Source organism: Serratia sp. BIGb0163 (genome assembly GCF_024809935.1).
Lineage (GTDB): Bacteria > Pseudomonadota > Gammaproteobacteria > Enterobacterales > Enterobacteriaceae > Serratia > Serratia quinivorans.
The window spans coordinates 558645-581800 of the sequence record NZ_JANUDZ010000001.1; the positions used below are offsets into that span (position 1 = coordinate 558645).

Annotated in this window: 24 protein-coding genes; 4 read left to right on the plus strand and 20 right to left on the minus strand. The window is 56.3% G+C overall.

Annotation, left to right across the window (positions count from 1 at the left end; all coding sequences use genetic code 11):
* Positions 1-31: 31 nt before the first annotated feature.
* The 8 genes from M2406_RS02565 to M2406_RS02600 form a co-directional block, all read right to left on the minus strand.
* A complete protein-coding gene (locus tag M2406_RS02565) occupies positions 32-1441 on the minus strand; it encodes a cytochrome c (protein ID WP_259188451.1) in 1410 nt (469 codons plus the stop codon).
* Positions 1438-3093, minus strand: coding sequence for a GMC family oxidoreductase (locus tag M2406_RS02570; RefSeq protein ID WP_017892342.1), 1656 nt, complete (start codon positions 3091-3093; stop codon positions 1438-1440). Before M2406_RS02570 ends, M2406_RS02565 begins: the two co-directional genes overlap by 4 nt.
* A 15-nt stretch (positions 3094-3108) precedes the next feature.
* Positions 3109-3669, minus strand: coding sequence for a sugar dehydrogenase complex small subunit (locus M2406_RS02575; RefSeq protein ID WP_012006234.1), 561 nt, complete (start codon positions 3667-3669; stop codon positions 3109-3111).
* Between the two features lie 232 nt (positions 3670-3901).
* A complete protein-coding gene (locus M2406_RS02580; protein WP_259188454.1) occupies positions 3902-4699 on the minus strand; it encodes a DNA/RNA non-specific endonuclease in 798 nt (265 codons plus the stop codon).
* A 165-nt stretch (positions 4700-4864) separates the two neighbouring features.
* The gene (locus M2406_RS02585; protein WP_017892345.1) at positions 4865-6325 is read right to left on the minus strand and encodes a TrkH family potassium uptake protein; all 1461 of its coding nucleotides are present in this window, start codon (positions 6323-6325) and stop codon (positions 4865-4867) included.
* A gap of 137 nt (positions 6326-6462) precedes the next feature.
* Positions 6463-6774, minus strand: a complete 312-nt coding sequence (locus M2406_RS02590; RefSeq protein WP_017892346.1) for a hypothetical protein — start codon at positions 6772-6774, stop codon at positions 6463-6465.
* 239 nt (positions 6775-7013) lie between these two features.
* Positions 7014-7613 carry an NAD(P)H:quinone oxidoreductase gene (gene wrbA, locus M2406_RS02595; protein WP_012006238.1) on the minus strand — a complete coding sequence of 200 codons (600 nt, stop codon included), beginning with the start codon at positions 7611-7613 and terminating at the stop codon, positions 7014-7016.
* A 78-nt stretch (positions 7614-7691) separates the two neighbouring features.
* Entirely contained in the window at positions 7692-8309 is a 618-nt protein-coding gene (locus M2406_RS02600) for a LysE family transporter (protein ID WP_012006239.1), read from the minus strand.
* Between the two features lie 67 nt (positions 8310-8376).
* Between M2406_RS02600 and M2406_RS02605 the strand changes: the two genes are divergently transcribed.
* Positions 8377-9300, plus strand: a complete 924-nt coding sequence (locus M2406_RS02605) for a LysR family transcriptional regulator (protein WP_259188458.1) — start codon at positions 8377-8379, stop codon at positions 9298-9300.
* On the opposite strand, the gene M2406_RS02610 is transcribed toward M2406_RS02605, so the two are convergent.
* The gene (locus tag M2406_RS02610; protein ID WP_259188460.1) at positions 9297-9872 is read right to left on the minus strand and encodes a helix-turn-helix domain-containing protein; all 576 of its coding nucleotides are present in this window, start codon (positions 9870-9872) and stop codon (positions 9297-9299) included. The two genes, M2406_RS02605 and M2406_RS02610, sit on opposite strands and share 4 nt — an antisense overlap.
* 67 nt (positions 9873-9939) lie before the next feature.
* On the opposite strand from M2406_RS02610, the gene M2406_RS02615 reads away from it, so the two are divergent.
* Positions 9940-10857 carry a DMT family transporter gene (locus M2406_RS02615; protein WP_112362731.1) on the plus strand — a complete coding sequence of 306 codons (918 nt, stop codon included), beginning with the start codon at positions 9940-9942 and terminating at the stop codon, positions 10855-10857.
* Positions 10858-10885: 28 nt separating this feature from the next.
* On the opposite strand, the gene rutG is transcribed toward M2406_RS02615, so the two are convergent.
* Genes rutG through rutA form a run of 6 tightly spaced genes read right to left on the minus strand, consistent with a single transcriptional unit; the run spans position 10886 to position 15913 of the window.
* Complete coding sequence (rutG, locus tag M2406_RS02620) at positions 10886-12205, minus strand: pyrimidine utilization transport protein G (protein ID WP_259188461.1); 1320 nt, start codon at positions 12203-12205, stop codon at positions 10886-10888.
* 56 nt (positions 12206-12261) lie between these two features.
* On the minus strand, positions 12262-12789 hold the full coding sequence (gene rutF / locus M2406_RS02625; RefSeq protein ID WP_259188462.1) for an NADH-dependent FMN reductase RutF: 528 nt from the start codon (positions 12787-12789) through the stop codon (positions 12262-12264).
* 14 nt (positions 12790-12803) lie between these two features.
* Complete coding sequence (rutD, locus tag M2406_RS02630; protein ID WP_259188463.1) at positions 12804-13607, minus strand: pyrimidine utilization protein D; 804 nt, start codon at positions 13605-13607, stop codon at positions 12804-12806.
* A 24-nt stretch (positions 13608-13631) separates the two neighbouring features.
* On the minus strand, positions 13632-14018 hold the full coding sequence (gene rutC, locus M2406_RS02635; RefSeq protein ID WP_259188465.1) for a pyrimidine utilization protein C: 387 nt from the start codon (positions 14016-14018) through the stop codon (positions 13632-13634).
* A gap of 48 nt (positions 14019-14066) precedes the next feature.
* Positions 14067-14813, minus strand: coding sequence for a pyrimidine utilization protein B (rutB, locus tag M2406_RS02640; RefSeq protein ID WP_259188467.1), 747 nt, complete (start codon positions 14811-14813; stop codon positions 14067-14069).
* Positions 14813-15913 (minus strand): pyrimidine utilization protein A, encoded by a 1101-nt coding sequence (rutA, locus tag M2406_RS02645; RefSeq protein ID WP_017892353.1) that lies wholly within the window; start codon positions 15911-15913, stop codon positions 14813-14815. Before rutA ends, rutB begins: the two co-directional genes overlap by 1 nt.
* 285 nt (positions 15914-16198) lie before the next feature.
* On the opposite strand from rutA, the gene rutR reads away from it, so the two are divergent.
* Positions 16199-16873, plus strand: coding sequence for an HTH-type transcriptional regulator RutR (rutR, locus tag M2406_RS02650; RefSeq protein ID WP_259188470.1), 675 nt, complete (start codon positions 16199-16201; stop codon positions 16871-16873).
* Positions 16874-16916: 43 nt separating this feature from the next.
* Here rutR and cycA read toward each other — a convergent pair whose 3' ends face one another.
* On the minus strand, positions 16917-18317 hold the full coding sequence (cycA, locus tag M2406_RS02655; protein ID WP_026142302.1) for a D-serine/D-alanine/glycine transporter: 1401 nt from the start codon (positions 18315-18317) through the stop codon (positions 16917-16919).
* 688 nt (positions 18318-19005) lie between these two features.
* Positions 19006-19500 carry a DedA family protein gene (locus tag M2406_RS02660; RefSeq protein ID WP_259188474.1) on the minus strand — a complete coding sequence of 165 codons (495 nt, stop codon included), beginning with the start codon at positions 19498-19500 and terminating at the stop codon, positions 19006-19008.
* Positions 19501-19656: 156 nt separating this feature from the next.
* Here M2406_RS02660 and M2406_RS02665 point away from each other — a divergent pair, with 156 nt between their 5' ends.
* Positions 19657-19956 carry a putative quinol monooxygenase gene (locus tag M2406_RS02665; RefSeq protein ID WP_012006252.1) on the plus strand — a complete coding sequence of 100 codons (300 nt, stop codon included), beginning with the start codon at positions 19657-19659 and terminating at the stop codon, positions 19954-19956.
* Positions 19957-20060: 104 nt separating this feature from the next.
* On the opposite strand, the gene M2406_RS02670 is transcribed toward M2406_RS02665, so the two are convergent.
* Genes M2406_RS02670 through hemA form a run of 3 tightly spaced genes read right to left on the minus strand, consistent with a single transcriptional unit; the run spans position 20061 to position 23156 of the window.
* The gene (locus M2406_RS02670) at positions 20061-20783 is read right to left on the minus strand and encodes an enoyl-CoA hydratase-related protein (RefSeq protein ID WP_259188477.1); all 723 of its coding nucleotides are present in this window, start codon (positions 20781-20783) and stop codon (positions 20061-20063) included.
* Positions 20776-21948 (minus strand): MFS transporter, encoded by a 1173-nt coding sequence (locus M2406_RS02675; RefSeq protein WP_153857252.1) that lies wholly within the window; start codon positions 21946-21948, stop codon positions 20776-20778. The genes M2406_RS02670 and M2406_RS02675 overlap by 8 nt, the downstream gene beginning before the upstream one ends.
* Positions 21945-23156, minus strand: a complete 1212-nt coding sequence (gene hemA / locus M2406_RS02680; RefSeq protein WP_259188480.1) for a 5-aminolevulinate synthase — start codon at positions 23154-23156, stop codon at positions 21945-21947. Before hemA ends, M2406_RS02675 begins: the two co-directional genes overlap by 4 nt.

Here is a 23156-nt window from a genome sequence, read left to right on the forward strand (position 1 = left end):
GGGATAGCTCCCCAGCCTGCAGTCACAGCATTTAACGCCGTTTTCTCCCTACCAGCCAGACCAGGATGAGTAAGGCCAGTACCGCCAAGCCGATTGCCGGAGCCATATAAGGCTGCAACCGGGCCAGCAGCGGGATCGGGCCACCTTGCCGCAATACGGCGACGTCCGTGGCGCTGACCTTAACCGCAGGATTGCCATACTGCTGCAGGACATAATTGCTGATAGCGGCGATCTGCTGGTCGTTTAGAGGATTAACATACGACTGGGGGCCAAAGTTCGGCATCAGCACGTGTTCACCGCCGACCCTTCGTTCAACGCCGAACAGAATCGCCGAGATCAGGTTGGCCGGGTTACCTGAACCGGTGGCCGTGTTATTGAACAGCGAAGGGTAAGCCTGATTTTTACTGCCGCTACCGTCCGGCTGGTGGCAACTGGCGCAGTTGCCGCTAAACAGCGCGGCGCCATCGGTCAGAGTGTTATTGGCCGTGGCAGGGTGTAGCCCGCGCAACTGAGGCTCAACGTTTGCCGGCTTGCCATAGCTGTCGGCCGCCTGGCTGTCATGGCGGTCCCTGAGCGGGGCAGTGCTTTTCAGGTAAACGGCGATGGCCGATAAATCCTCATCGGAAAAGTACTGCAGGCTGTTTTCGATCGCTTCCGCCATGCCGCCGGCGGCCTGGTTCTTACCGGCCACCTGGCCGGTTTTCAAATACTGCACCAATTGCTGCTGGCTCCAGCCACCAATACCGCTGATTGGGTCTGAGGTGATGTTGGGCGCATACCAACTGCCGACCATACCGCCCGCCAAGGGCTGACTATCGTCTTCAGCCATCAGCAGGTTGCGTGGGGTGTGGCAGGTATCGCAGTGTCCTGGACCATTGACCAGATAAGCGCCCCGATTCCATTGTTCGCTTTTACCGGCGTCTGGCGCAAAGCGCCCCTCTTTCAGAAACAGCAGATTCCAGGCCGCCATGCTAAAGCGCAGATTGAACGGAAACGGCAGATCGGTCAGCGTATTTTTCTGATCGACCGGTTTCACAGCGTGCATAAAGTAGGCATACAGCGCTTTGATGTCCGCGTCGCTCAAGCGGGTGTAAGAGGTATAGGGCATGGCGGGGTAGAGATGGGTGCCATCGGCACGGATACCGTCCCTGACCGCGCGGGCAAACTGCTCTTCGCTGTAACTGCCGATACCCTCGACGTTGGACGGGGTGATGTTGGTGGCGTAAATCACCCCCATGGGGGAACTGATGCCATAACCGCCGGCAAACGGCGCACCGCCCTCCGGTTTGGTATGGCATGCCTGACAGTCGGAGGCGATGGCAACCTGTTCACCTTTTTTAATCAACGCCGCACCGCTTAAATCACCGTCGTCTGTCGCCTGTGCGGCGCTACTGCCGAGTAACAGCAGGGACAAAAGCGTCAGCTTTAGCTGTTTTTTCATGATTTCACCGCCAGCTGGCGCGCAATGTCATCGGCGGCCTTGATGCCCAATGCGGCCATGGTCAGGGTGCTGTTCACCACGCTGGCGGAGGGAATGGCACCGCCGCCCGGCAACCAAAGGTTGGCATGGTCATGAGTACGGCAATTGCCGTCTACCACCGAGTCTTCGGGGCTGTGGCCCATGATGGTGCCACCCATAATATGGTTATTGGCGTTCAGGCTGGTGGTGATGTTGAATTCATCGGCATCAAACAGTTGGCCGATGTGCTCCAACTGTTTATGCGCGGCCTCTGCGCCCTTACGCACATAGTCGCCGACGTCGTAGTGGATGTCCGGGCAAGGCAGGCCATGAGCATCTTTCCGGGTTTTACTCAGGGTCAGGCGGTTGTTGGGGTCTGGTAACGGTTCCAGGCTGATGGATAAATCGACGCCATAGGCGGCGCGTCGGCGGATTTCGGCGTCCAACTCTTTGCCGACCAGGCCTTTTTCCAACGCTTGCTGGGTAGCCGGTACCACCCGGTTGATATTGTTGAGGATCATTTTGTTGGCCGAGTAGTCTTTGCGAAACTCACCGTCACGCGGGCCAACCAGACAACTGCTTTGTGCCGGGCCACGTCCCAGCCACAGCGGTTCTTTCGCCAGGAAGGTACAGTGAAAGCCCGAATGGTCCATCATATTGCGGCCCACCTGATCGGAAGCGTTTGCGATACCGTTGGGATTGCGCTCATTAGCCGCCATCAGCAGCAGGCGCGGAGTTTCTATGCCGTTACAGGCTAACGCAAAAGCTTTGGCCGTGGCCCGGTGGGATTGTTTTTTGTTGTCCAGCCAATGGACTGCCGTCACCTGATTTTGCTCATCGGTGTCGATCTTGTAGACCACCGCTTCGGCCAGCACCACCGCGCCTTTCATTTCAGCACGTTCAATATGATGAATGCCGTTGTACATGGCGCCTATCGGGCAAATGGGTTGGCAGTTGTTGTTACCGCAGCAGGTCGGACGGCCTTTCCACGGATGGATACTGCGCCCCTGTGGGATGGGAACGGAGCGGTAACCATGCGGGTTTACCACCTCGGCAAAGCGGATGTCGCCGTGAGCCCAGGGCACCATATCCATCGGGTAAGGTTTGCTGCGCTCAACCGGGGACTGTTGTTGCGGATCGTTGGGGCCGGCGACGCCAATTTCTTCTTCGGCCCGGCAATAGTAGGGTTCCAGCTCGTCGTAGGAAATCGGCCAGTCGCGGCCCACGCCATACAGCGTTTTCATTTGGAAATCACTGGGCAGGTGGCGCCAGCAGGAGGCGGCCCAGTGCCAGGTGGTGCCGCCGACGGTGCGCAGATAACCCTGCTTGAAACTGCCGGCGCTCGGGCCGCTCAGCGCAACATAGTTGTTTTCCGGGAAATAGAGCGGCGCGGTGGCGAATTCAGATTGTGGATACAGCCCCTGGTAATCTGAGCCGGCGCGGTTGTCAAAAGGCATATTGCGCCAGTTCTCTACCGCCTGGCCGCGTTCGATGCGCAAGCCCGCTTCCAGCACCAGCACAGAATAACCCTGGCTGACCAATTGATCGGCCATCATGCCGCCGACGATGCCGGAGCCCACGATCACAATATCGGCCGAGGCGTTGCCATCGGCAGTAAATACAGGTTTTTTCATCAGAAGGCTCTTAGATCACAAGGAAACATTGACGGCAGGCGGGGCTGCGGTCCACCACAGCGGTCCATTGCCGCAGTAAGTGGGAACGATTAGCGCGTCGCTGGCGGGGCGATACATCAACGCATCTTTGTAGGCAATCAGCTGCGCCGTTTGGCCATGGCCGACGGTGCCGGTATACCAGGCGGTGATAATCGCGGTGACCACATCCTGCAAGCCGGCCTGAACGGCCTGCTGTTGCAACTGTTGGGCGCTCTGGCCCGGTTGCAGCAGGCCGCCGAGTTGCTCAACCTGTGCAGTGAACTGGGGACTTTGGTTATGCAGCGCAGTAAAAATACGCGCAGACATCCCCTGATCGATATCGTTATGTTCGGTCAATGTCTGGGATATTTTGAAGAAGCGGGCAAACTGCAGCGGATTGGCCGAGGCAGTTTGTTGTTCAGCCAGGCTGAGGAAAGGATAACTGAGCAGCGAGCTTGCCAGCAGGGTTGAGGCCAGCCCCAGCAGCACTTCACGTCGACTGAAACCGGTTCCATTTTTGGCTGGTAGCCCACCATCATCTGATAACAAATTTTCCATGTGTTTTTCTCACAACAGGTGTTAGTGCCGAATAAGGCAAAAGGGATCAGGTAAAGAGGGATAAAAAATAATCAACAATGGAATAACTCCATTGCTTATGGTTTTATTTCTAATAATTTGGCGGGATATTAACTTGGCGATAACTTTCCGGCAATAAACTTGCTTAGGTATTCTGACAAAACAGCACGTAAAGAATAAAAAAACCCGCCGAAGCGGGTTTCCGGTTTATGCGTTAGCTCTTGCAACCCATCAGTTCTGGCAGCACGCCCGGTTTGGCCTTCAGCGACGCCTGCACGTCTTCTGGCAAACCGGCCCAGATAATCAGCCCGGTGCGCTTCTCAATTTCGTTAACCGTTACGCGGTACTGACAGAAATCGGCGTTTTTCGGGGTGTTTTGATCAAACAGAAACGCCGCATAGTGGTTCACTTCCGGGCTGTTATTGATAAAAATCACCTTCCAGTAAGCGCTGGGGATGGTATGTGCTTTTTGGGTGCCCGGCAGTTTACCCATATTGCGCTCGTACAGCGGGCCGGTCACGGTATACACCGAACTGATGTCTGCCCGGTCAATCAGCTTGCGTTCCTGATCTTCCAACCGTGCCCAGGAACCCTGGTTCAGGTCGGCCATCTGCGGCGTGATGTTGGAAAGATAGTTCAGCGACTCCCAGTCAGAGACCCCCGCCAAAGAGGCCAACGGCGCCTGATGCCCACGGTCGACCTTCAGTGCCGCGTTGGCACCGGTGTAATCCGCCGGGTTCAGCGTATCCGCCGGGTTCAGTGCCGGATCGGTCTTCCAGTTGCGCGTTTTGCCACTGGCTGGCGTGTCCTTGGTGATGTGATAGGCCACCCAGTTGGCGAACTTGGTGGTGCTGTTGTTGTTCAGCGTATAGGCGTGGCGAACGATTGACACATTGCTGCTGCCGCCGGTTGGGCAACCGACGGCACAGTTGTCGATCGATTCCAGCGCCTCGGCGGAAGCCTGAGCGGTAAACAGCAGGGCGGCCAGAGCTAACATCTTGTTAAAACGCATATTCATATCCTCAATAAGTTAAAATAATACTGTATGTATTTACAGTGAAATTAACTTATCGCAATGAAACGAATACAACAATGCAACACATTCACGTTATGAATGTGTCAGCGTTGGTACAGCGAAGTTGATGAAAACAGGCAGTGCGGCGACAGGGCCGAGGTGTCAAAAACGCCAAAAGGCGCGTGAGCACAAAATCAACATAGGGTAAATCTCAAGGCGGCCAAGCAGCATCGCCGAGCACATCAGCCATTTGGCCGCATCGCTAAGCGTACCAAACCCGGCGGCGGTTTCACCAAAGCCTAATCCCATATTATTGATACAGGCGGCGACGGTGGCGAAGGAAGTAACCAGGTCATAGCCCATCAGGTTCAGCAGCCAAACGAAGAAACAGCTGAAGAAGACATACAGAAAGAAGAAGCTCCAGACCGAACGCAACACGCGATCCTGAATAGGCGCATTGCCAACCTTGATGGTGAAAATGGCGTTGGGATGAACCAGTTGGTTAATCTCATGCCGGCTCTGCTTGTACATGATCAGAAAACGCAGTGCCTTGATACCGCCGCAGGTAGAACCGACACAACCGCCGAAAAAGCTTGCCGCCAACAGCAACATAATGGTGTGAGAGGGCATTTTGGCATAGTCGGCGGTGGCCAGCCCGTTATCGGTCATCATCGAACTGGTGAGGAAAAAACCGTGTACGAAGGAGTCTTTGGCGCCGTACATGCCAGAGCGGTACAGCTCGAAGCAGACAATCGCCACGATAATTGACAGCACCAGCAGGAAAAAGCGCAGTTCCGGGTTTCTGTAGAGTGGCTTCAGGCTGCGGCGCCCTACGGCGACGAAATACAGGGTGAAGTTCACCGCCGCCAGGATAGAGAAAATCCCGCCGACCATTTCCACCGCCGAGCTATCGTAAAAGCCCAGGCTCTCATTGCGGGTGGAAAACCCCCCGAGTGAAACGGTGGAAATCCCGTGGCAAAGGGCATCAAACCACTGCATGCCCGCAATGCGGAACGCCACCGTGCAGGCCAACCCCAGACCGAGATAAATCAGCCACAGGTTTTTTGAAGTGTCGGCCAGCCGCGGGGTCAGGCGTTCTTCCTTGAACGGGCCGGGCATTTCCGACTGATAAAGCTTGGCGCCACCAATGCCGAGCAACGGCAGTACCGCCACGGCCAACACAATGACGCCGAGGCCGCCGATAAAATTGAGCTGGGAGCGGTAGTAGAGGAAAGATTTAGGCAGGCCGGAAACATCATTGAGCACGGAAGCGCCGGTGGTGGTGATACCGGAAACGCCTTCGAACATGGCATCGGTCAGGCTGATGTTTAGCGTGTCGTCCATCCATAACGGCAGGGCGCTGACCATGGAAAACAGCAGCCAGAACAGCACAATGATTAAAAAACCGTCCTGCGTGCGCAGCTGTACCCTGGACTGACGGGTGCTAAACCAGCCAAGCCCGCCGAGCGAACCGGCAATCACCAGCGTATAGAAGAAAGAAAAAACGCTTTTTTCTTTATACAACAACGCCACCAACAGAGGGGGAATCATTGACAGGCTGTAAAGGAAAACTAAAAAACTGCAAAGATGAATAACGACCAGAATCTGCTTATTCTTGACCATACTTGCGCCCGAGTTGCCTGTCGGCAATGAGTCAATTTATTCTTTAAGTATATAAAGAATAAGGCAGACGATATAAAAAAGGCGTAAAAATTCATATCGTCTGCGAAGGTTGGCACGTTTTTTAACCCAGGTGGTGTTTATTCCAACAGGTTGTTGACGGTGCGGCGCACGTATTGTGTCATCTGAGCCAGATCTTCGGGCGATACCGGCCCGCCACCGGCGCGGACTACCTGCTGTTCTATCTGGGCAATTTCCTGCTCGACCTTATTGGCAATCTGTACCTTGACGATTTTATCCACCGACGAGAGCAGAACCTTCAGCACCACTTTCAGCGCCACATTCTCGCAGAACGAATCGTAGTGATGAACCGCAGGCGGCGTCACAGGAGGTTCGGGTGCGCGTGGGGCCAGAGCCTTGAAACTGTCTACATTTTCAATAATAAGATCCATGTCTCTTATTAGTTCATCAAAATCTTTAGACACTGACTTATTTCCCTTCGCTATGCGCAAAAACACAACGCCCGTCATCAGGGCACAGGGCGGTGATTGACGGGCAGAACGAATTTCGACCGTGACGTTCAGGTAGTGAATGGCAGGCTGAGCGGCATTTTAACCTTGCTGCGGGTTGGCAACAAGATGGGGCCGAAGGAATCAACGGCCCCGCAGTGCAGGTAACAGAAGGTTATCGCTTAACTTTTCAGCTTGGCGGTGATTTTCGCCACGTGTTCGCCCTGGTAGCGGGCAATGGTCAGCTCTTCCTGGCTCGGCTGGCGTGAGCCGTCCCCCCCGGCGATGGTGGTTGCGCCATAAGGCGTACCGCCGCGCACATGCGAGACGTCAAACAGTTCCGGGGTGGCGTAACCGATCGGCACAATAATAAAGCCATGGTGCGCCAGGGTGGTCCAGGTGGAGGTAATGGTATGTTCCTGCCCGCCGCCGGTACCGGTGGAGGAGAAGACGCTGCCCACTTTGCCGTACAGCGCACCCGAGGCCCACAGGCCGCCGGTTTGATCGAGGAAGGTGCGCATTTGCCCGGCCATGTTGCCAAAGCGGGTGGGCGTGCCGAAGATAATGCCATCGTAATCGGCCAACTCCTGTGGGCTGGCCACCGGTGCTTTTTGGTCTTGTTTACCGCCGGCTTTGGCAAAGGCCTCTGCCGGTATGGTTTCCGGCACCCGTTTCAGGGTCACTTCAACGCCACTGACCCGGCGAGCGCCTTCCGCTACCGCCTCCGCCAGGGTTTCAATATGTCCGTACATTGAGTAATAAAGAACCAATATTTTCGCCATGTTCCACTCTCCGTTTTGGTGATTGAACGATATGCCCCCCTAAGCATAGAAGTGAATACTGAACTTATCCTCACGGCTTTATTTTATCCCGGCGATGGCCAGCAGCGCCCCGAAGGTGATCAATAAGCCACCAAACGCTCTGTCGATGCCTTTACGCAGCCGCAGCAGACGTGCATTGATGCCCGGTGCCGAAAACAGCAGTGCGACGGCGCTGAACCAGAGGATATGGGCAAGTGCAATGAATAACCCGTAACCGATTTGCACGCCGAGCGGTGTCTGCGGGTTAACCACTTGCATAAACAGGCTAACGATAAAAATGGTGGTTTTGGGGTTCAATACGTTAGTTAAAAATCCGGTTTTCAGGGCAGCGAAATCGCTAACGGCGGCCGGTGTGGTCGAAGAGGCGGCTGCACTTGCACCGGCGTTACGCAGCATGCTGACGCCGAGGTAAATCAGGTAGGCGGCACCGATTGCTTTCAACACTGTGAACAACCACAGCGATTGCTGGATCAATACGCCGACCCCGATCAGGGTGTAGCTGACGTGGATAAGAACACCGCCGCCAATACCGCAGGCGGTTAGCACTCCGGCACGACGAGAAAGCAGCAGGCTGTTGCGTGACACCATGGCAAAATCTGGCCCCGGACTGATGACAGCGAGTAAGGTAATGGTGACGACGGCGATGAGTTCGGTCATAGTTATCCTATAAAAAATCAGAAGAGAGTATCTGATTTATAAAAGGAATGATTGACGGTGACAAACGATGAAAACTGACGATATCGGTGAGAAAAAATCACGCAAGATAAACCGACCTCTGTCATTAGGGGGCTTGCGTTGTTTTGAGGCTGCTGCACGGTTGGAAAGCTTTACCCAGGCGGCAAACAGCCTGAGCCTGACGCACGGCGCGGTTAGCCGAGCGGTCAGGGCGCTGGAAGATGAACTTGGCGTTGCGTTGTTCGAACGTCGCCATCGGCGGGTATATTTGACCACCGCCGGGAGAGTGCTGCTGCAAGCTTCACAGCAGGCGTTTGGCATTCTGGAACATACGGCACAAACGCTGCGACAGCAGGCACAGGATGCACCGTTGGTATTATCTTGCGAGCCGACGCTGTTAATGCGTTGGCTGATACCGCGTTTGCCGGCTTTTCAACTGGCACATCCTGACATCAACCTGCAGCTGGTTGCGGGTGGCGGGCCGTTTTCGTTTAAAGACGGTATTAGCGCCGCTATCCGTCGTAACGATTTTGATTGGGGCGATAAGCTGCATAGCGTGACGCTGTTCGATGAGCGGGTTGGGCCGGTGTGCAAATCTGACATGGTGCCGCGTTTTATTGCCGTTAATGATGGCCAGCCCTCCTTGAGCCATGACGCCGTATTGCTGCACTCAGCGACCCGGCCTGACGCTTGGCGGCAGTGGGCACAGCAGCAGGGTTTGGCACTCAAGGGGCGACCGGAGCAGCGTTTCGATCACTTTTACTTCAGCTTGCAGGCGGCGGTCGCGGGAGTAGGTGTCGCTATCGGTCCGTGGCAGCAGGTGCGTGATGACGTTGCCTCGGGGCTATTGAGCGCTCCTTTTGGCTTCATGCCAGACGGCAGCGGTTACTTTTTGCTGACGCCGCAGGAAATCCGGCCGGGCAGTGCTCTGGCCCGGCTGGCCGATTGGCTGAAACTCAGTGCCGATGGCTAGAAGGTAACGTTGCGGATAAAACGCAAGGGTTGCTCGCTGTGGTTGGCATAAGCATAGTGCTGATCGCTGTTGAACACCTGGGTTTGTCCGGCCTCCAGCGTCAGGGTTTGCTGTTCCAGTATCAGCGTCAGGCTACCGGCGATCACGTAGATAATTTCGCTCCAGCCTTCGGCATCCGGTACCGAGTCGTAGTGCTCGCCCGGCATCAGCGTCCATTCCCACAGTTCAACCCGTTGGCGTGCGGGCACGCTGGCGGCGAACAGCGCCTGGCTTGCCGGTTGTACTCCCTGCCAGGCCAGTTCACCCACCAGATGGCTGCCGCGCGTTTCGGGCGCCTGGATCAGATCGGTGAAGGAAATATTCAGCGCGTCGGCCAGCTTATCCAGCACCGCCAAACTAACGTTACGGTCACCGGCCTCAATGCCGGCCAGCATGCGGCGGCTGACGTCGGATTTTTCTGCCAACGCCACCTGGCTAAGCCCCGCCTGCTGGCGATAGCCGCGCAGGTTGCTGCTCAGGTATTGCAGTACCTTGGGCGCTTCATGTTTACCGTTGTTCACTGTATTGCCCATCCGCAGGCTTTACCTCATACTGGCAGGATCTGTGCATTATATTGCACCCAGCAGGAAGGGCAAGCCGGTGTCCGCAGTAAAAAAATCCTTTATTTCAACATATATTCCCAAGATAAAGCGGCAGGAAGCGGTGCTGATTTTCATCACCATGATCTGGGGCGGCACCTTTTTGGCGGTGCATCTTGCCATGCAGGTCAGCGGGCCGTTCTTTTTCGTTGGCTTACGCTTCGCTGCGGCCACGTTGGTGTTGATGCTGTTCTCCCTGCGCAGTTTGCGCGGGTTGACCTGGTATGAGCTGAAAGCGGGCGTGTTTATTGGCGTTGCCATTATGTTCGGCTACGGTCTGCAAACCGTGGGGTTACAAACCATCAGCAGCAGCCAGTCGGCGTTTATTACCGCCATGTATGTGCCTATGGTGCCGCTGTTGCAGTGGTTGGTATTGGGACGTTTTCCCGGGGTGATGGCCTGGGTCGGCGTGTTACTGGCATTCAGCGGCCTGATGCTGCTGGCAGCGCCGAGCAGCAGCGATATGACGCTCAGCATGGGTGAGATACTGACGCTGATTGGCACGTTGGGCATGGCCGCCGAGATCATTTTGATTGGTGCCTATGCGGGCAAGGTCAATGTCAAGCGGGTGACGGTGGTGCAATTGGCTACCGCCTCAGTGGCCTCGTTCCTGATGATGGTGCCTACCGGTGAGTCGGTACCGCCGTATAGCAGCTACTTGTTGTACAGCGCGATTGGCCTGGGGCTCGCCAGTGCCATCATTCAGGTAACGATGAACTGGGCGCAACGCAGCGTTTCGCCAACGCGTGCCACGGTCATCTATGCCGGGGAGCCGGTCTGGGCCGGGTTGGTCGGGCGTATTGCCGGCGAACGTTTGCCCGCTGTCGCCCTGTTGGGGTGCGCGCTGATCGTGTTGGGGGTGCTGGTTAGCGAACTGCGTATTCGCCGCAAAGGGAAAGCGGCGGCGCTGGCCGAATAAGGCCCGTTTAGCGGGCCATAGTCATTTATTAACGTACGGCACTGTCTGCCAGCGGCAGCGCTTTACGCCTGCGCAGCAGGGCATTAAGGATAATGGCCCCGAAAGTGGCCGTGCCTATCCCGCCCATGGTGAAGTTGCCGATAGTCAGTGCAAAATCGCCTGCACCCAGCACCAGCGTGACCGCAACCATAATCAGGTTGCCGTTATCGCCCAGGTCTACTTTGTTTTGCACCCAGATGCGCGCACCGGCGACGGCGATCAGACCGAACACTACTACCGAAGCACCGCCCAAAACCGGGCCGGGAATGGTGTGGATCAGCGCGCCGAATTTTGGTGAAAACCCCAGCACAATAGCTACTAACGCCGCCGCGACAAACACCAACGTAGAGTAAATTTTGGTTACTGACATTACGCCGATATTCTCGGCATAGGTCGTCACCCCGGTACCGCCCACCGAACCGGAGAGCATGGTCGCCAGCCCATCGCCGACGAAGGCGCGGCCGATATAAGGGTCAAGATCGCGGCCGGTCATGCCCGCCACCGCTTTGACATGCCCGAGGTTTTCCGCCACCAGAATGATCGCCACCGGAGCAATCAGCAACATGGCGTGCAGGTTAAACACCGGCGTGGTGAACTGTGGCAGGCCGAACCAGGCTGCCTGGCTTAGTGCGCTGTAATCCACCGGTTTGCCAAGCCCAAAGCCGTTGGTGGCTATCACGTAGATTAAATAGGCGGCGATCAATCCCACCAGGATCAACAGCCGTTGCATCAGCCCGCGGGTGAATACCGCGACCGAGCCAATACACAAAATAGTGGTCACCGCCATCCAACTGTCAAAGTTGGAGGCTGAAACGCTGCGCACCGCGATAGGCGCCAGGTTAAGGCCGATCGCCATCACCACGGCACCGGTCACCACCGGCGGCATCAGGCGTTCGATCCAGCGGGTACCCACGCTCATCACCACCAGGCCGATCAGCAGATACACCAGGCCACAGGCGATAATGCCGCCGAGCGCCAGTGCAATATTCGGGTTAGCGCCCTGGCCACCGTAGCCGGTCAGAGCGATCACCAGCCCGACAAACGCCGCGCTGGAACCGAGATAGCTTGGCACCCGGCCGCCCACCACCAGGAAAAACAGCAGCGTGCCGATGCCGGACATCAGAATGGCCAGGTTGGCGTCAAAGCCCATCAGCAGTGGCATCAGCACCGTGGCACCAAACATCGCCACCGCATGTTGCAACCCCATCACCAGCGTTTGCGCCAGCGAAAGCCGTTCATCGGGCGCGACAATCGAACCGTCCAGACTGCCTTGTTTCATGCGCCATTGGGGAAACCAGGTATTCGCCATCGTTATCTCCAAAATTTCAGGGTGCAGGTGAATGTGTTTGAGCGGTTATGCGCCGATCATTGTTTCAACAGCGAGTGGTAGCGCCGGTCGAAATAGGCCAGACCGTGGCTGTCGTCATTACGCGTCAGCGCCAGCGCCTGGCAGAAAAAAATGTCGTGGGTGCCGACGCTGACAATCTGGCCGATTTGGCAATCGAACGAGACCACTGCACCGTGCAGGATGGGGGATCCGGTTGCCAGCGTAGACCAGCGTGCCGCGGAGAATCGCAGCTCCATCGGGGTTTTACCGCCGAACAGATTCGACAACGACTCGTGCTCCGCGGCCAGCGTATTGACGCACAGCGTCTGGATTTGTTTGAACACCGAATAGACCGACGCGGAACGGTTCAGGCACACCAACAAGGTTGGTGGCGTGTCGGTGACGCTGCAGACAGCCGAAGCGGTAAAACCGGCCCGGCCGGCAGGGCCATCGGTGGTGATGATATTGACTGCCGATCCCAGGCGCGCCATGGCGTCGCGGAAGTCCTGTTTTTCTACATACGGCGACTGTAGTGGCGTATCGGCAAGCAGCGTTTGGCTTTGCATTTTGTGTCTCCGGGCTAGGGTTGCAGGTGGGTTTGGGCGTTTTGCGTTTTCAACAGCCAACCCAGCAGGATGCGGTTAAAGTGCTCGGTGTCGGTCACGCTCATCGCATGGCCGCCGTAGGCCATCTCGGCCAGTTCGCCGTTCGGCAGGCTGGCCGCCAACTGATGCGAGCAGTGATAGGGCACCAGCAAATCGTCGCGGGAGTACAGCGCCAGGGTTGGCGTGGTAATGTCCGCCAGGTGCGGACGAAAATCGGTATTCATCAGCGCAGTCAGACGGCGCAGCAGGTTTTCGGTGCCCTGAAAATGTGCGGTCTGGTGCTGCAACTCTTCATCCAGCAAGGCGGAGTGCTGCGACAGCCAGTCGGCGGGGAACAGGAACAGCGGCTGGGCGCGCACATAGGCTTCCACGCCGCTGTTGAGCAACAGATCCTGACGTACTTTGAAGCAGCGGCGGGTCTGGCTGTCCAGCGTCGGCCAGCCGTTGACCACCACCAGTTTTTCGACCAGTTGCGGATGCGTGAGTGCCAATTGCAGGCCAACCATGCCGCCCAGTGCATGGCCGACGAAGTAACAGCAGTCTACGTTGAGTGAACGCAGCAACTGCGCCACTTCATCGGCCATATCGGCCATGCTGTAGCCGTCCGGCACGCTCCCTTTGCTGCGAGCGGTACCGAAGTGATCGTAAACCACTACCCGGAAGTGCTCACCCAGCGCGTTAATCTGTGGTTGCCAAAAACTGCCTGCGCCACCCAGCCCGGCGGAGAGTACCAGCGTGGGTGCCAACGGCGTGTCTTTTCCCAAAATCTCAAAATACATGCTCAGTCCTCTGCGGATAATGACTCAGCGGCCGATATGGGCCACGGTGGCAATTTCAATCAGGGCGTCCGGCTTTACCAATCCGCACTGAATGCAGTAGCGCGCCGGTTTGTCGCCGGGGAAATACTCTGCATACACCTGATTGATGGCGGCATAGTTTTGCCAGTCGGTGAGGAAAATCGAGTTAAAGGTCACGTCGTCCATGCCGCCACCGGCGGTTTCAATCACGCTTTTGATGGTCTCCAGCACGTGACGGGTTTGCGCTGCCGCGTCACCGACGTGCACCACGTTATTGTTTTTATCGAATGCCAGCGTGCCCGAGACGTAAACCACGCCGTCGGCCAGGGTGCCGGGCACGAAAGGGGCCAGCGGTTTGCCGGTGCCCGGCGGAGTAATAATGGTTTTTGGCATAGTGGCGCTCCTGGTGAAAATTTAATATTGGTTAAAGGCGAGCAAAACTCATGCCGTCTGGCTGAGCGGGGCGGCGAGCGTATTACAGAAACTGTCGACGTCCGACACCCAGCCAAAGAAGGTTTCGATGTTGTACAGCGCCGCCTGCTGGGCAAACTGTGGCCCGGCCTGGTGAGTGGCGTCGGCCAGCACGATGCCGAAATACTCGAGGAAAAAACCGTCACGCAGCGTGGACTCGACACAGACGTTGGTAGCGATGCCGGTAAACACCAGATGATGAATGCCATACGAGCGCAGCAGACTGTCGAGTTGGGTGTTGAAGAAGCCGCTGTAGCGCGGTTTCGGCAGCACGATATCGCCGGGCTGCGGTTGCAGTTCGTCCACCAGATCGTAATCCCAGTCACCCCTGGCCAGCAGCTTGCCCATCAGTTCCGGGCGTTTACGCATGGTTTTCAGCGCGTTGGATTTATGCCAGTTGGGGGAACCCTGCCCACCGGCCTCGACGTACTGGTTGTCCCAGCCATTTTGGAAAAAGATCACCTTGATACCAGCGGCACGGGCAGCGCTGATAGCGCGTTTGATGTTGGCGATCACCGGGGCGGTGGCCGAGATGTCAAAACCGGCCAGATCCAGATAGCCGCCCTGCGACGCGTAGGCATTTTGCATATCCACCACGATCAGCGCGGTTTCCTGCGGCGCAAAGGCGATAGCCTCCGGACGGGCTGGCAGGGTAAGCGTAACCTCGGCCTGCGGTGACTGACGGCGTACTACCTGTTGGTTTTCAACAATTTTCATTATGCCACCTCGCGGCTTGCGGCAGTTTGTGGGCAAACGTCGGCGCGGCTTTTCATTAGCGGCTGGATGCGCTCGCCAAAGTTTTCCACCCCGGTGACGAAGTCATCGAAGGTCAGCAGCACACCTTCGGTGCCGGGCACGGTGGCGATTTCATCCATCATGCGCGCCACGTTAGCGTAGGAACCGACCAGCGTGCCCATATTGATATTGACGGCGGAGGTGGGGTCCGCCATCTGGCGTACGTTGGTGTCGGCACCGGATTTAGTGTCCTTGCCGCTTTGCTCGGTCAGCCAGGCCAGGGCTTCGGTATCGGCCCCTGCTTTATAGCTTTCCCACTTGGCGCGGGCGGCCTCGTCGGTCTCATCGGCAATAATCATAAACAGCACGTAGCAGGCCACGCTGCGGCCTTCGCTATCCGCCGCAATTTTTAAGCGTGCTGCGGTTGGTGCAAAGGCGGTCGGCGTGTTGACCCCCTTGCCAAAGCAGAAGTTGTAATCGGCATATTTGGCCGAGAAGGCCATGCCCGCGTCGCTTTGTCCGGCGCAGATCACCTTGATGTCCGCCTGCGGCTGTGGGCTGACGCGACAGTCGTCCATCTGGAAAAACTCGCCTTTGAAATCGGATTTACCGGTACCCCACAGATCGCGCAGCACATTGACGTACTCCGCCAAATAGTCGTAGCGGCGGCCGAAGTAATCGTCGCCCGGCCACATGCCCATCTGCTCGTATTCCGGTTTCTGCCAGCCGGTGACCACGTTCAGGCCAAAGCGACCGTTGGAAATCGAGTCAATGGTGGAGGCCATGCGGGCGACGATCGCCGGTGGCATGGTCAGAGTGGCGGCAGTGGCGTAGATCTTGATGCGTGAGGTGACGGCGGCCAGCCCGGCCATCAGGGTGAAGGACTCCAGGTTGTGATCCCAAAATTCGGTTTTGCCACCGAAACCGCGCAGTTTGATCATCGACAGGGCAAAATCGAAGTTGTAGTGCTCGGCCTTCTGCACGATGGTTTTATTGAGTTCAAACGTCGGTTGGTACTGCGGGGCATTGCTGGAAATCAGCCAGCCGTTGTTGCCGATCGGGATAAATACGCCAATTTTCATTTGAACACCTCGGTTGCTAGTGGAACGGATCATGCGTCGCCTGAATGCTTTCTGTAGGCGGCGCTGGATACGGAGGCTTTTGCAAAGGCGATGCCAGTTTTTAAAATGGTTTATTTATCAAAGGATTGTTTTTCTTTCGTGATTTTCATGTTGAGCGAGTGGTCTAAAACAGACCATTTGGTCAAAACGGCATGCACAAAAAACAGGCGTAACTGCTCATTAAAGGTGCAGGAAATCACTCGGAAGGGGTAGGTAAAAGCGTGGGTTTCACCCAATGGCTTTGTTATGCTGGCCAAAATCTGGCTGTGCCAAGGAGCCGCAGTGAAGCCACAAGCCGTTAAACCCCCTACGCGCCGCTCGCGTGCGGTAGCCGCAAAACGTGGCGCAATCCTGAATGCGGCACTGGAGTTTTTTTCGCTGTACGGTATTCATGGCACTAGTCTGGACCAGGTGGCAGAACGTGCCGACGTGTCCAAAACCAATCTGCTGTATTACTTCCCCTCCAAAGAAGCCCTGTATCTGGCGGTGCTGAAAGATATTCTCGACGTCTGGCTGGCGCCATTGAAGGCGCTGCGCGCCGATCAGGAGCCCCTGCAGGCGATTCGCGAATATATCCGCCTGAAGCTTGAGGTATCTCGCCAGCATCCGCAGGCCTCACGGCTGTTTTGTCTGGAGATGATCCAGGGGGCGCCGTTGCTGAAACAAGAGCTGCAGGGCGGGTTGAAGGCGCTGGTGGACGAGAAGTCCGCGATGATTGAGCGCTGGATCGCCGCAGGCCATATCGCGGCGGTAGAGCCGCACCATCTGATCTTCATGCTGTGGGCGACCACTCAGCACTACGCAGATTTTTGGGTGCAGGTGGAGGCAGTGACCGGCAAGACCCTGGACGATGAGGCGTTTTTTCAGCAGACGGTGGAGAACGTGCAGCGGGTGATTATCGAGGGTATTCGGCCGCGCTAGGCGGATGAGAGCAGGGGGATAGCGAACTATCCCCCGGGGAATGTTAAGCGGTTTTCTTTTTGCGCAGGAACACGTAAGACAGACCGAGCACCACAAACCACAGCGGCGTGACGATCAGCGCCTGACGGGTGTCTTCGCGTAGCGTCAGCAACACCAACACAAAGGCGAAGAACGCCATACAGACCCAGCACATCAGTTTGCCGGCCGGCATCTTGTAGATCGATTTCTGGTGCAGCGCCGGGCGTTGCTTACGGTAAACCAGATACGAGCACAGGATAATGGTCCAGACAAACATAAACAGGATCGCCGAGACGGTGGTTACCAGCGTGAAGACCGTCATCACGTTCGGGATCAGGTAAATCAGCACCACGCCACCCAGCAGGCAGATACAGGAGAAGGTCAGGCCATTCGCCGGTACTGCTCGCTTGGACAGGTGGGCAAATGACTTGGGCGCATCGCCTTCCTGCGCCAGACCGAACAGCATACGGCTGGTAGAGAACACGCCACTGTTGGCGGAAGAGGCGGCGGAGGTCAGCACCACAAAGTTGATCACGCTGGCCGCCGCAGGCAGGCCAATCAGCACAAACAGTTCTACGAACGGGCTTTTGTCGGCGACCACGGAACTCCATGGCGTGACCGACATAATCACGATCAGGGCGAACACGTAGAACATGATGATGCGGATAGGAATCGAGTTAATCGCGCGCGGCAGCACTTTTTCCGGGTCTTTGGTTTCAGCCGCGGTGGTGCCCACCAGCTCAATGCCGACAAAGGCGAACACCGCAATCTGGAAGCCGGCGAAGAAGCCGCTGATGCCTTTCGGGAACATACCGCCGTCATTCCACAGGTGTGAGAACGACGCGACGGTGCCGGTTGGTGACTGGAACTGCATGGCGATCATCACCAGCCCGGCGATGATCAGCCCGACAATGGCGACGATTTTGATCATCGCGAACCAGAATTCCATCTCACCAAACATCTTCACCGTCGCCAGGTTCAGGCCCAGCAACAGCAATATGCACAGCAACGAAGCGATCCACTGTGACAGTCCGGGGAACCAGAACTGTGCGTAGGCGGTGATCGCCACCACGTCGGCAATACCGGTGACCACCCAGCAGAACCAGTAGGTCCAGCCGGTAAAGAAGCCGGCCCAGGGGCCGAGCAGATCGGCGGCGAAATCGCTGAAGGATTTATATTCCAGATTGGAGAGCAGCAGCTCGCCCATGGCGCGCATCACGAAGAACAGCATAAAGCCGATAATCATGTACACGAAGATGATCGAAGGCCCGGCCAGGCTGATGGTTTTGCCGGAACCCATAAACAGACCCGTACCTATAGCACCGCCGATGGCGATCAGTTGAATATGTCGGTTAGTTAGGTTTCGGCGTAGATGATCTTCTGATTCGGGCGCGGCCTCTGCGGCTATTTTAGAGTGATCTACCATCTGATGATGTCCTGTTTTACCTGTCATGAGTGAAATAGTGAGCTCTGAAGTGGCTCTTTTTTATACGATTATCTGGTTGTGCCAGATTTAGTAAGGTAGTGCAATAACGCCACCTTTGTGCAACATGTTTACAACATTTATGCGAGGGATAAAAGTCGATTGTTCTTTACACTGCGGAGGCAAATCGGACGTCTCGGGGGCGGAAGATTACTCTGGGTCTGGGCAGATTAACAGCCCTGATGCGACTTATCTTGTTGATAAAACAGAGGGTTAAAAACATCGCATGAGAAAAACTAATGGGTGTAAGCGTTTGACATTCGGGGCTAGCAGTGAAGAGGTCGACGAGTAAGGTCGTAAGCTCGGCGGGAAGTGCTCTGGGGGGGTAATCAATTGATTACAAGGCTGGCTTGCGTATTACTTATCAACCAAATCAATTTGTTAGCGGTTTTTTTTCTTCAGCGTTTTTTAAGAATAATACTTAATTGAGACTCGTCCCACAAAAATGGCATCCTTTCGGCGTAAATATTCAGTTAAGTGATCTGACGCAGGCTGGGCTTTCGAAGCCACCTTTTCGAGCCGTCTTGCAACCCCGATTCCCTGCAAAATTGATAATGGGATCCCGTTGCTTTTTCAGAGCTGCTATAGGCGCGCGGGCTACCCGGAGTTCGAAAGCCAGAGGCCAGGCGGTTCAAAACACCCGGCTAACCAACATCAACCCCAGTGCCCAAATCCCGGCGGACAGCGCGCTGGCGCAATAGACCTGCCTGAGCGGCAGAGCAATGATGCCGGCGACCAGCGGTACGGTGTAGCGCATTACCGCCAAAAAACGCGACATAAACAACAGCACCCACCCTTTATGCTGCAATGCGGATTTTGTTTTGAGCAGTGCCTGCCGGTATCGGGTCGGCAGCCACTTTCCGGGTTTGCGTTGGCAGAACAGTGCGCCACAATGGAAGGACAAAACGGAGCCGAGCAGGGCGCCCAGGGTAATCGCCGCCCAGACATGGACGTCGGGGAGCATGCTTTTACCGGCGACGATGCCCAGCATCAGCGTGACCGAAGCCGGTGGCAGCAGCGAAGAAATAAAAATCACTGACTTTCCCAGCGAAAATAAAAAGATAATCAACAACAGGAATTCAGGCTCCGGGCTGTATTTGGCGATAATTTGTGTGAGTTGTTCCATCGGCCACCTGTGAAAATGTATTCTCTGGTGACCAGTGTCCCATTCGTAACTTCAATAAATGGTCAATTAGGTTTTGTTAACTGAATAGGTTCATCCTGATGAGATTGGGTGGTTACCCATGGTGATGCGCCTGAGATAAAAACAAGGAAGGTAACAATGTTAAAAGTGATTGCTGAAGATTTTATCAAGCTCGATTGTGTTGAAACGGTGATGCCGCTGTATCAGGAACTGGTGGAGAAAACCCGGCAGGAGCCACTTTGCCTCTCCTATGAGTTGTTTATCGATCACCAGGATGCTGGGCATTTTATTTTTGTCGAGGAGTGGCCCGATCGCGCCGCGCTGGACGCCCATTGCCAAACGGAACACTTCAGGCGTTTGGTGCCCTTGATCAATCAGCACCAGAGCAAGCCCTGTACCTTCCTGTTTATGCAGCCTTTTTCCGCCGTGAAATCCTAATCAGCAAAAAAAGCCCCGCAGAGCGGGGTTAATGGCTTCTCAAGCACTGTCTTGTAGTGATTAAAAATTAGACTGCGAATGATTGCCATTCACTAAGAATGTTCTTAAAAGGATTTGGCCGCGGCCTGGCGCACCCGCTCCACCCAGCCTTGCTGATAGTCAAAGGAAGCGGCTTCATGCCGGTTCAAACCTTGGCGGACGATGGCCTTCACCGCCTGACTCGCCAGCGGATTTTTTTGTGCAATCTGCCGGGCGAGAGTCAGTGCCTCCTCGCGTGCGCTACCCTCACTGATGCGGGAAATGGCTCCCTGTTGCCAGGCTTCCTGCGCGCTGATGATTCGGCCGGTCAGTAACCACTCGAGAGCGATATAGGGTGAGATGCGCGCCGGCAGCCGTGAACATCCTCCCTGTGCGGCAATCAGCCCCAGCCCGGTTTCCGGGAAACTGAACTGTGCGCTGTGGCTGGCGACGATCAGGTCGCAGGCCAGCGCTATCTCGAAACCGCCGCCGAAGGCGATGCCATCTACTGCGGCAATAATCACCTTGGTGAGCTGGGCATGCACCAGACCGCCAAATCCTCCCGGTTCGACCACCGGCAGTTCTCCCTGCTGGAAGGCCCGGACGTCCATTCCGGCGGAAAACACTTGCGGCAGGCCGGTCAGCACGATCACCCGAACGGCATCATCCTGTTCTGCCCGTTGCAGATAGCCCTGGATCAGTTGCGCCATCGCCAGATTGATGGCGTTCTTTTTTTCCGGTCGGTTCAGGGTAATCACGGCAATGCCGTCATTTTGCTCATACCGCACCGGGAGGGGCAGATCACTCATTGGCTTTTTCCCCCTGGAAGAAAAACAGCGTCAGCAGCAGGGCGATAGCCCCCAGCGGCAGCGAGAACAAGGGGAGATAAAAGGCCGGCAGCGCATACAGCGTCAGGCCACCCAGCATGCCACCCGCCGCGATGCCGGCATAGAGTACCGAGCTGTTGAGCGAAACGGTCAGCGCGCCAAAACGTTTGGACAGCGACAACAAGTGGTGCTGGATCGGCACCAGATACATCCAGCCGGTAATGCCCCAGACCAGAAAAATCGCCAGTACCCACCAGGGGGAGCTGACGTAAAAGGCCAGCAGGAACAGCGAAACGGTTTGCACCGATACCGAAAACAGCAGCACAAACTTGCTGCCGAAGGTATCGGTCAACAGGCCGGAAACGAAGTTACCGATAACGGCGCCGATACCGAACACCAGCAGCGCAATCGGCAAAATGGCCTCCGGGCCAAACTGGGTGTTTTTCAGCAATACGCTCACGTAGCTGTAAACGATATGCTCGGAACAGACGGCGAAAAAGGTAATCAGCAGGGTGGTCAGCACCGCTTTTTGCCGCAGCGGAGCAAGCCGCTCTTTTAGCGTGTGTTTACCCGGTGCCGCGATGGTGCTCAGCGCCAGCGAAAGCCCAAGCAGTGAGACCGCGCCCAGCAAGGCGATCAGCAAAAAGATTTCCCGCCAACCGATCAACTTTGCCAGGAAGGTGCCGAAGGGAATGCCAAGGGCGATGGCCAGCGTCATGCCGCCGTAAACGATAGATATCGCCAGCCCGCGGCGCTTTTCCGCCACCAGCCCAACCGCCGCCGCAGCGGCCTGTGGCGTATAACAAGCCGCGCCCAGCGCCGCCAGCACCCGCCCGGCAGACATTTGCAAAAAACTGTCGGCATAGGCACAGACCAGATTACCGGCGATAAATAACACCAGGGCCAACTGCAAAATATGTTTGCGATTGAGGTTCCCCAGCAGCCAGGCGGTCAGTGGGGCAAACAGCATATAAGCCAGGGCAAATACCGAGATTAACTGCCCCGCTTGCGCGGGGCTGACGGCAAAGGTGCCGGAAATCTCGTCGAGGATACCGGCGACAATAAACGCGTCGGTCCCGATGGCAAAGGTGCCGGTCGCCATCAGACACAGCGTAAGAAAATGGCCGTTATAGTCCGTCAACTTCATCCTGCTCTCCGTAACTGATTGGCAGCCCAGACTTCGCTTAACGCCGCCAGGAAATATTCCACGTCCTCATGAGTATGGGCAGAGGTCGGCGTAACGCGCAAACGCTCGCTACCGGCCGGAACCGTTGGCGCGTTCACCGGCTGCACGTAAATATCGTACTCGTCGAGCAGTTGCTTGCTGATGTGCTTGTTGCGGTGTGGATCGCCGACCAGCACCGGCAGAATGTGGCTGTCCTCCGAAACCAGCGGAATGCCGGCGGCGCGCAGGCCGGACTTCAAGTGGTCGATGATCGCCAGCAGATGCTTGCGCTGATTGTCATGCTCCAGGTTGTATTTGAAGCTGGCCAGCGCGGCCGCCACCACCGGAGCCGGGGACGAGGTGCTGAAGACAAACGCCGGCGACCAGCTACGCACCGCTTCAACCACCACGCGGGGGGCGGCGATGTAGCCACCGGCAGCGCCGTAAGATTTGCCAAAACCGCCCTGGATAATGGTGATTTTGTCCAACAGGCCAAGTTGTTCGGCATAGCCCAACCCGCGATGACCGTAAACGCCGGCAGAGTGGATCTCGTCCAGATAGGTCAGCGCCTGATATTTCTCAGCCAGTTCCACAATTTGTGCCAGTGGGGCAAAGTCGCCGTCCATTGAATAAAGCGACTCGAAGGCGATCAGTTTGGGCCGATGCGGGTCGGCGGCCTGCAGCAGCTCGGCCAGATGGGCTACGTCATTGTGGCGGAAGATCTTTTTCTCCGCCTTGCTGTAACGGATGCCGTAAATCATCGAGGCGTGGTTCAGCTCATCGGAAAACACAATCAGATCGGGAATGGCATCACACAGGGTGGACAAGGTGGCGTCATTGGCACCGAAGCCGGTGGTAAACAGCAGCGCCGACTCTTTGCCATAGGCGCTGGCTAACAGGGTTTCCAATTCACTGTGATAGACAGAAGTGCCGGAAATGCTGCGTGCGCCGCAGGTGCCCAGCCCGACGCGGTTCACCGCTTCGGTGGTGGCCAGAATGACTTTAGGGTGATGGCTCATCGCCAGATAGTCATTGGAGCACCAGACGTTCAGACGGCGCTCACCGCCCTGACCGTGGCTGGTGGCCCAGGGTTTGTCCAGCACGCTGCGTTCCAGATTGAGGAACTCACGGAAGCGGCCCTGTCTTTTGGTTTCGGCCAATTTTTCTTCAAGAATGTTCAATACGCTCAT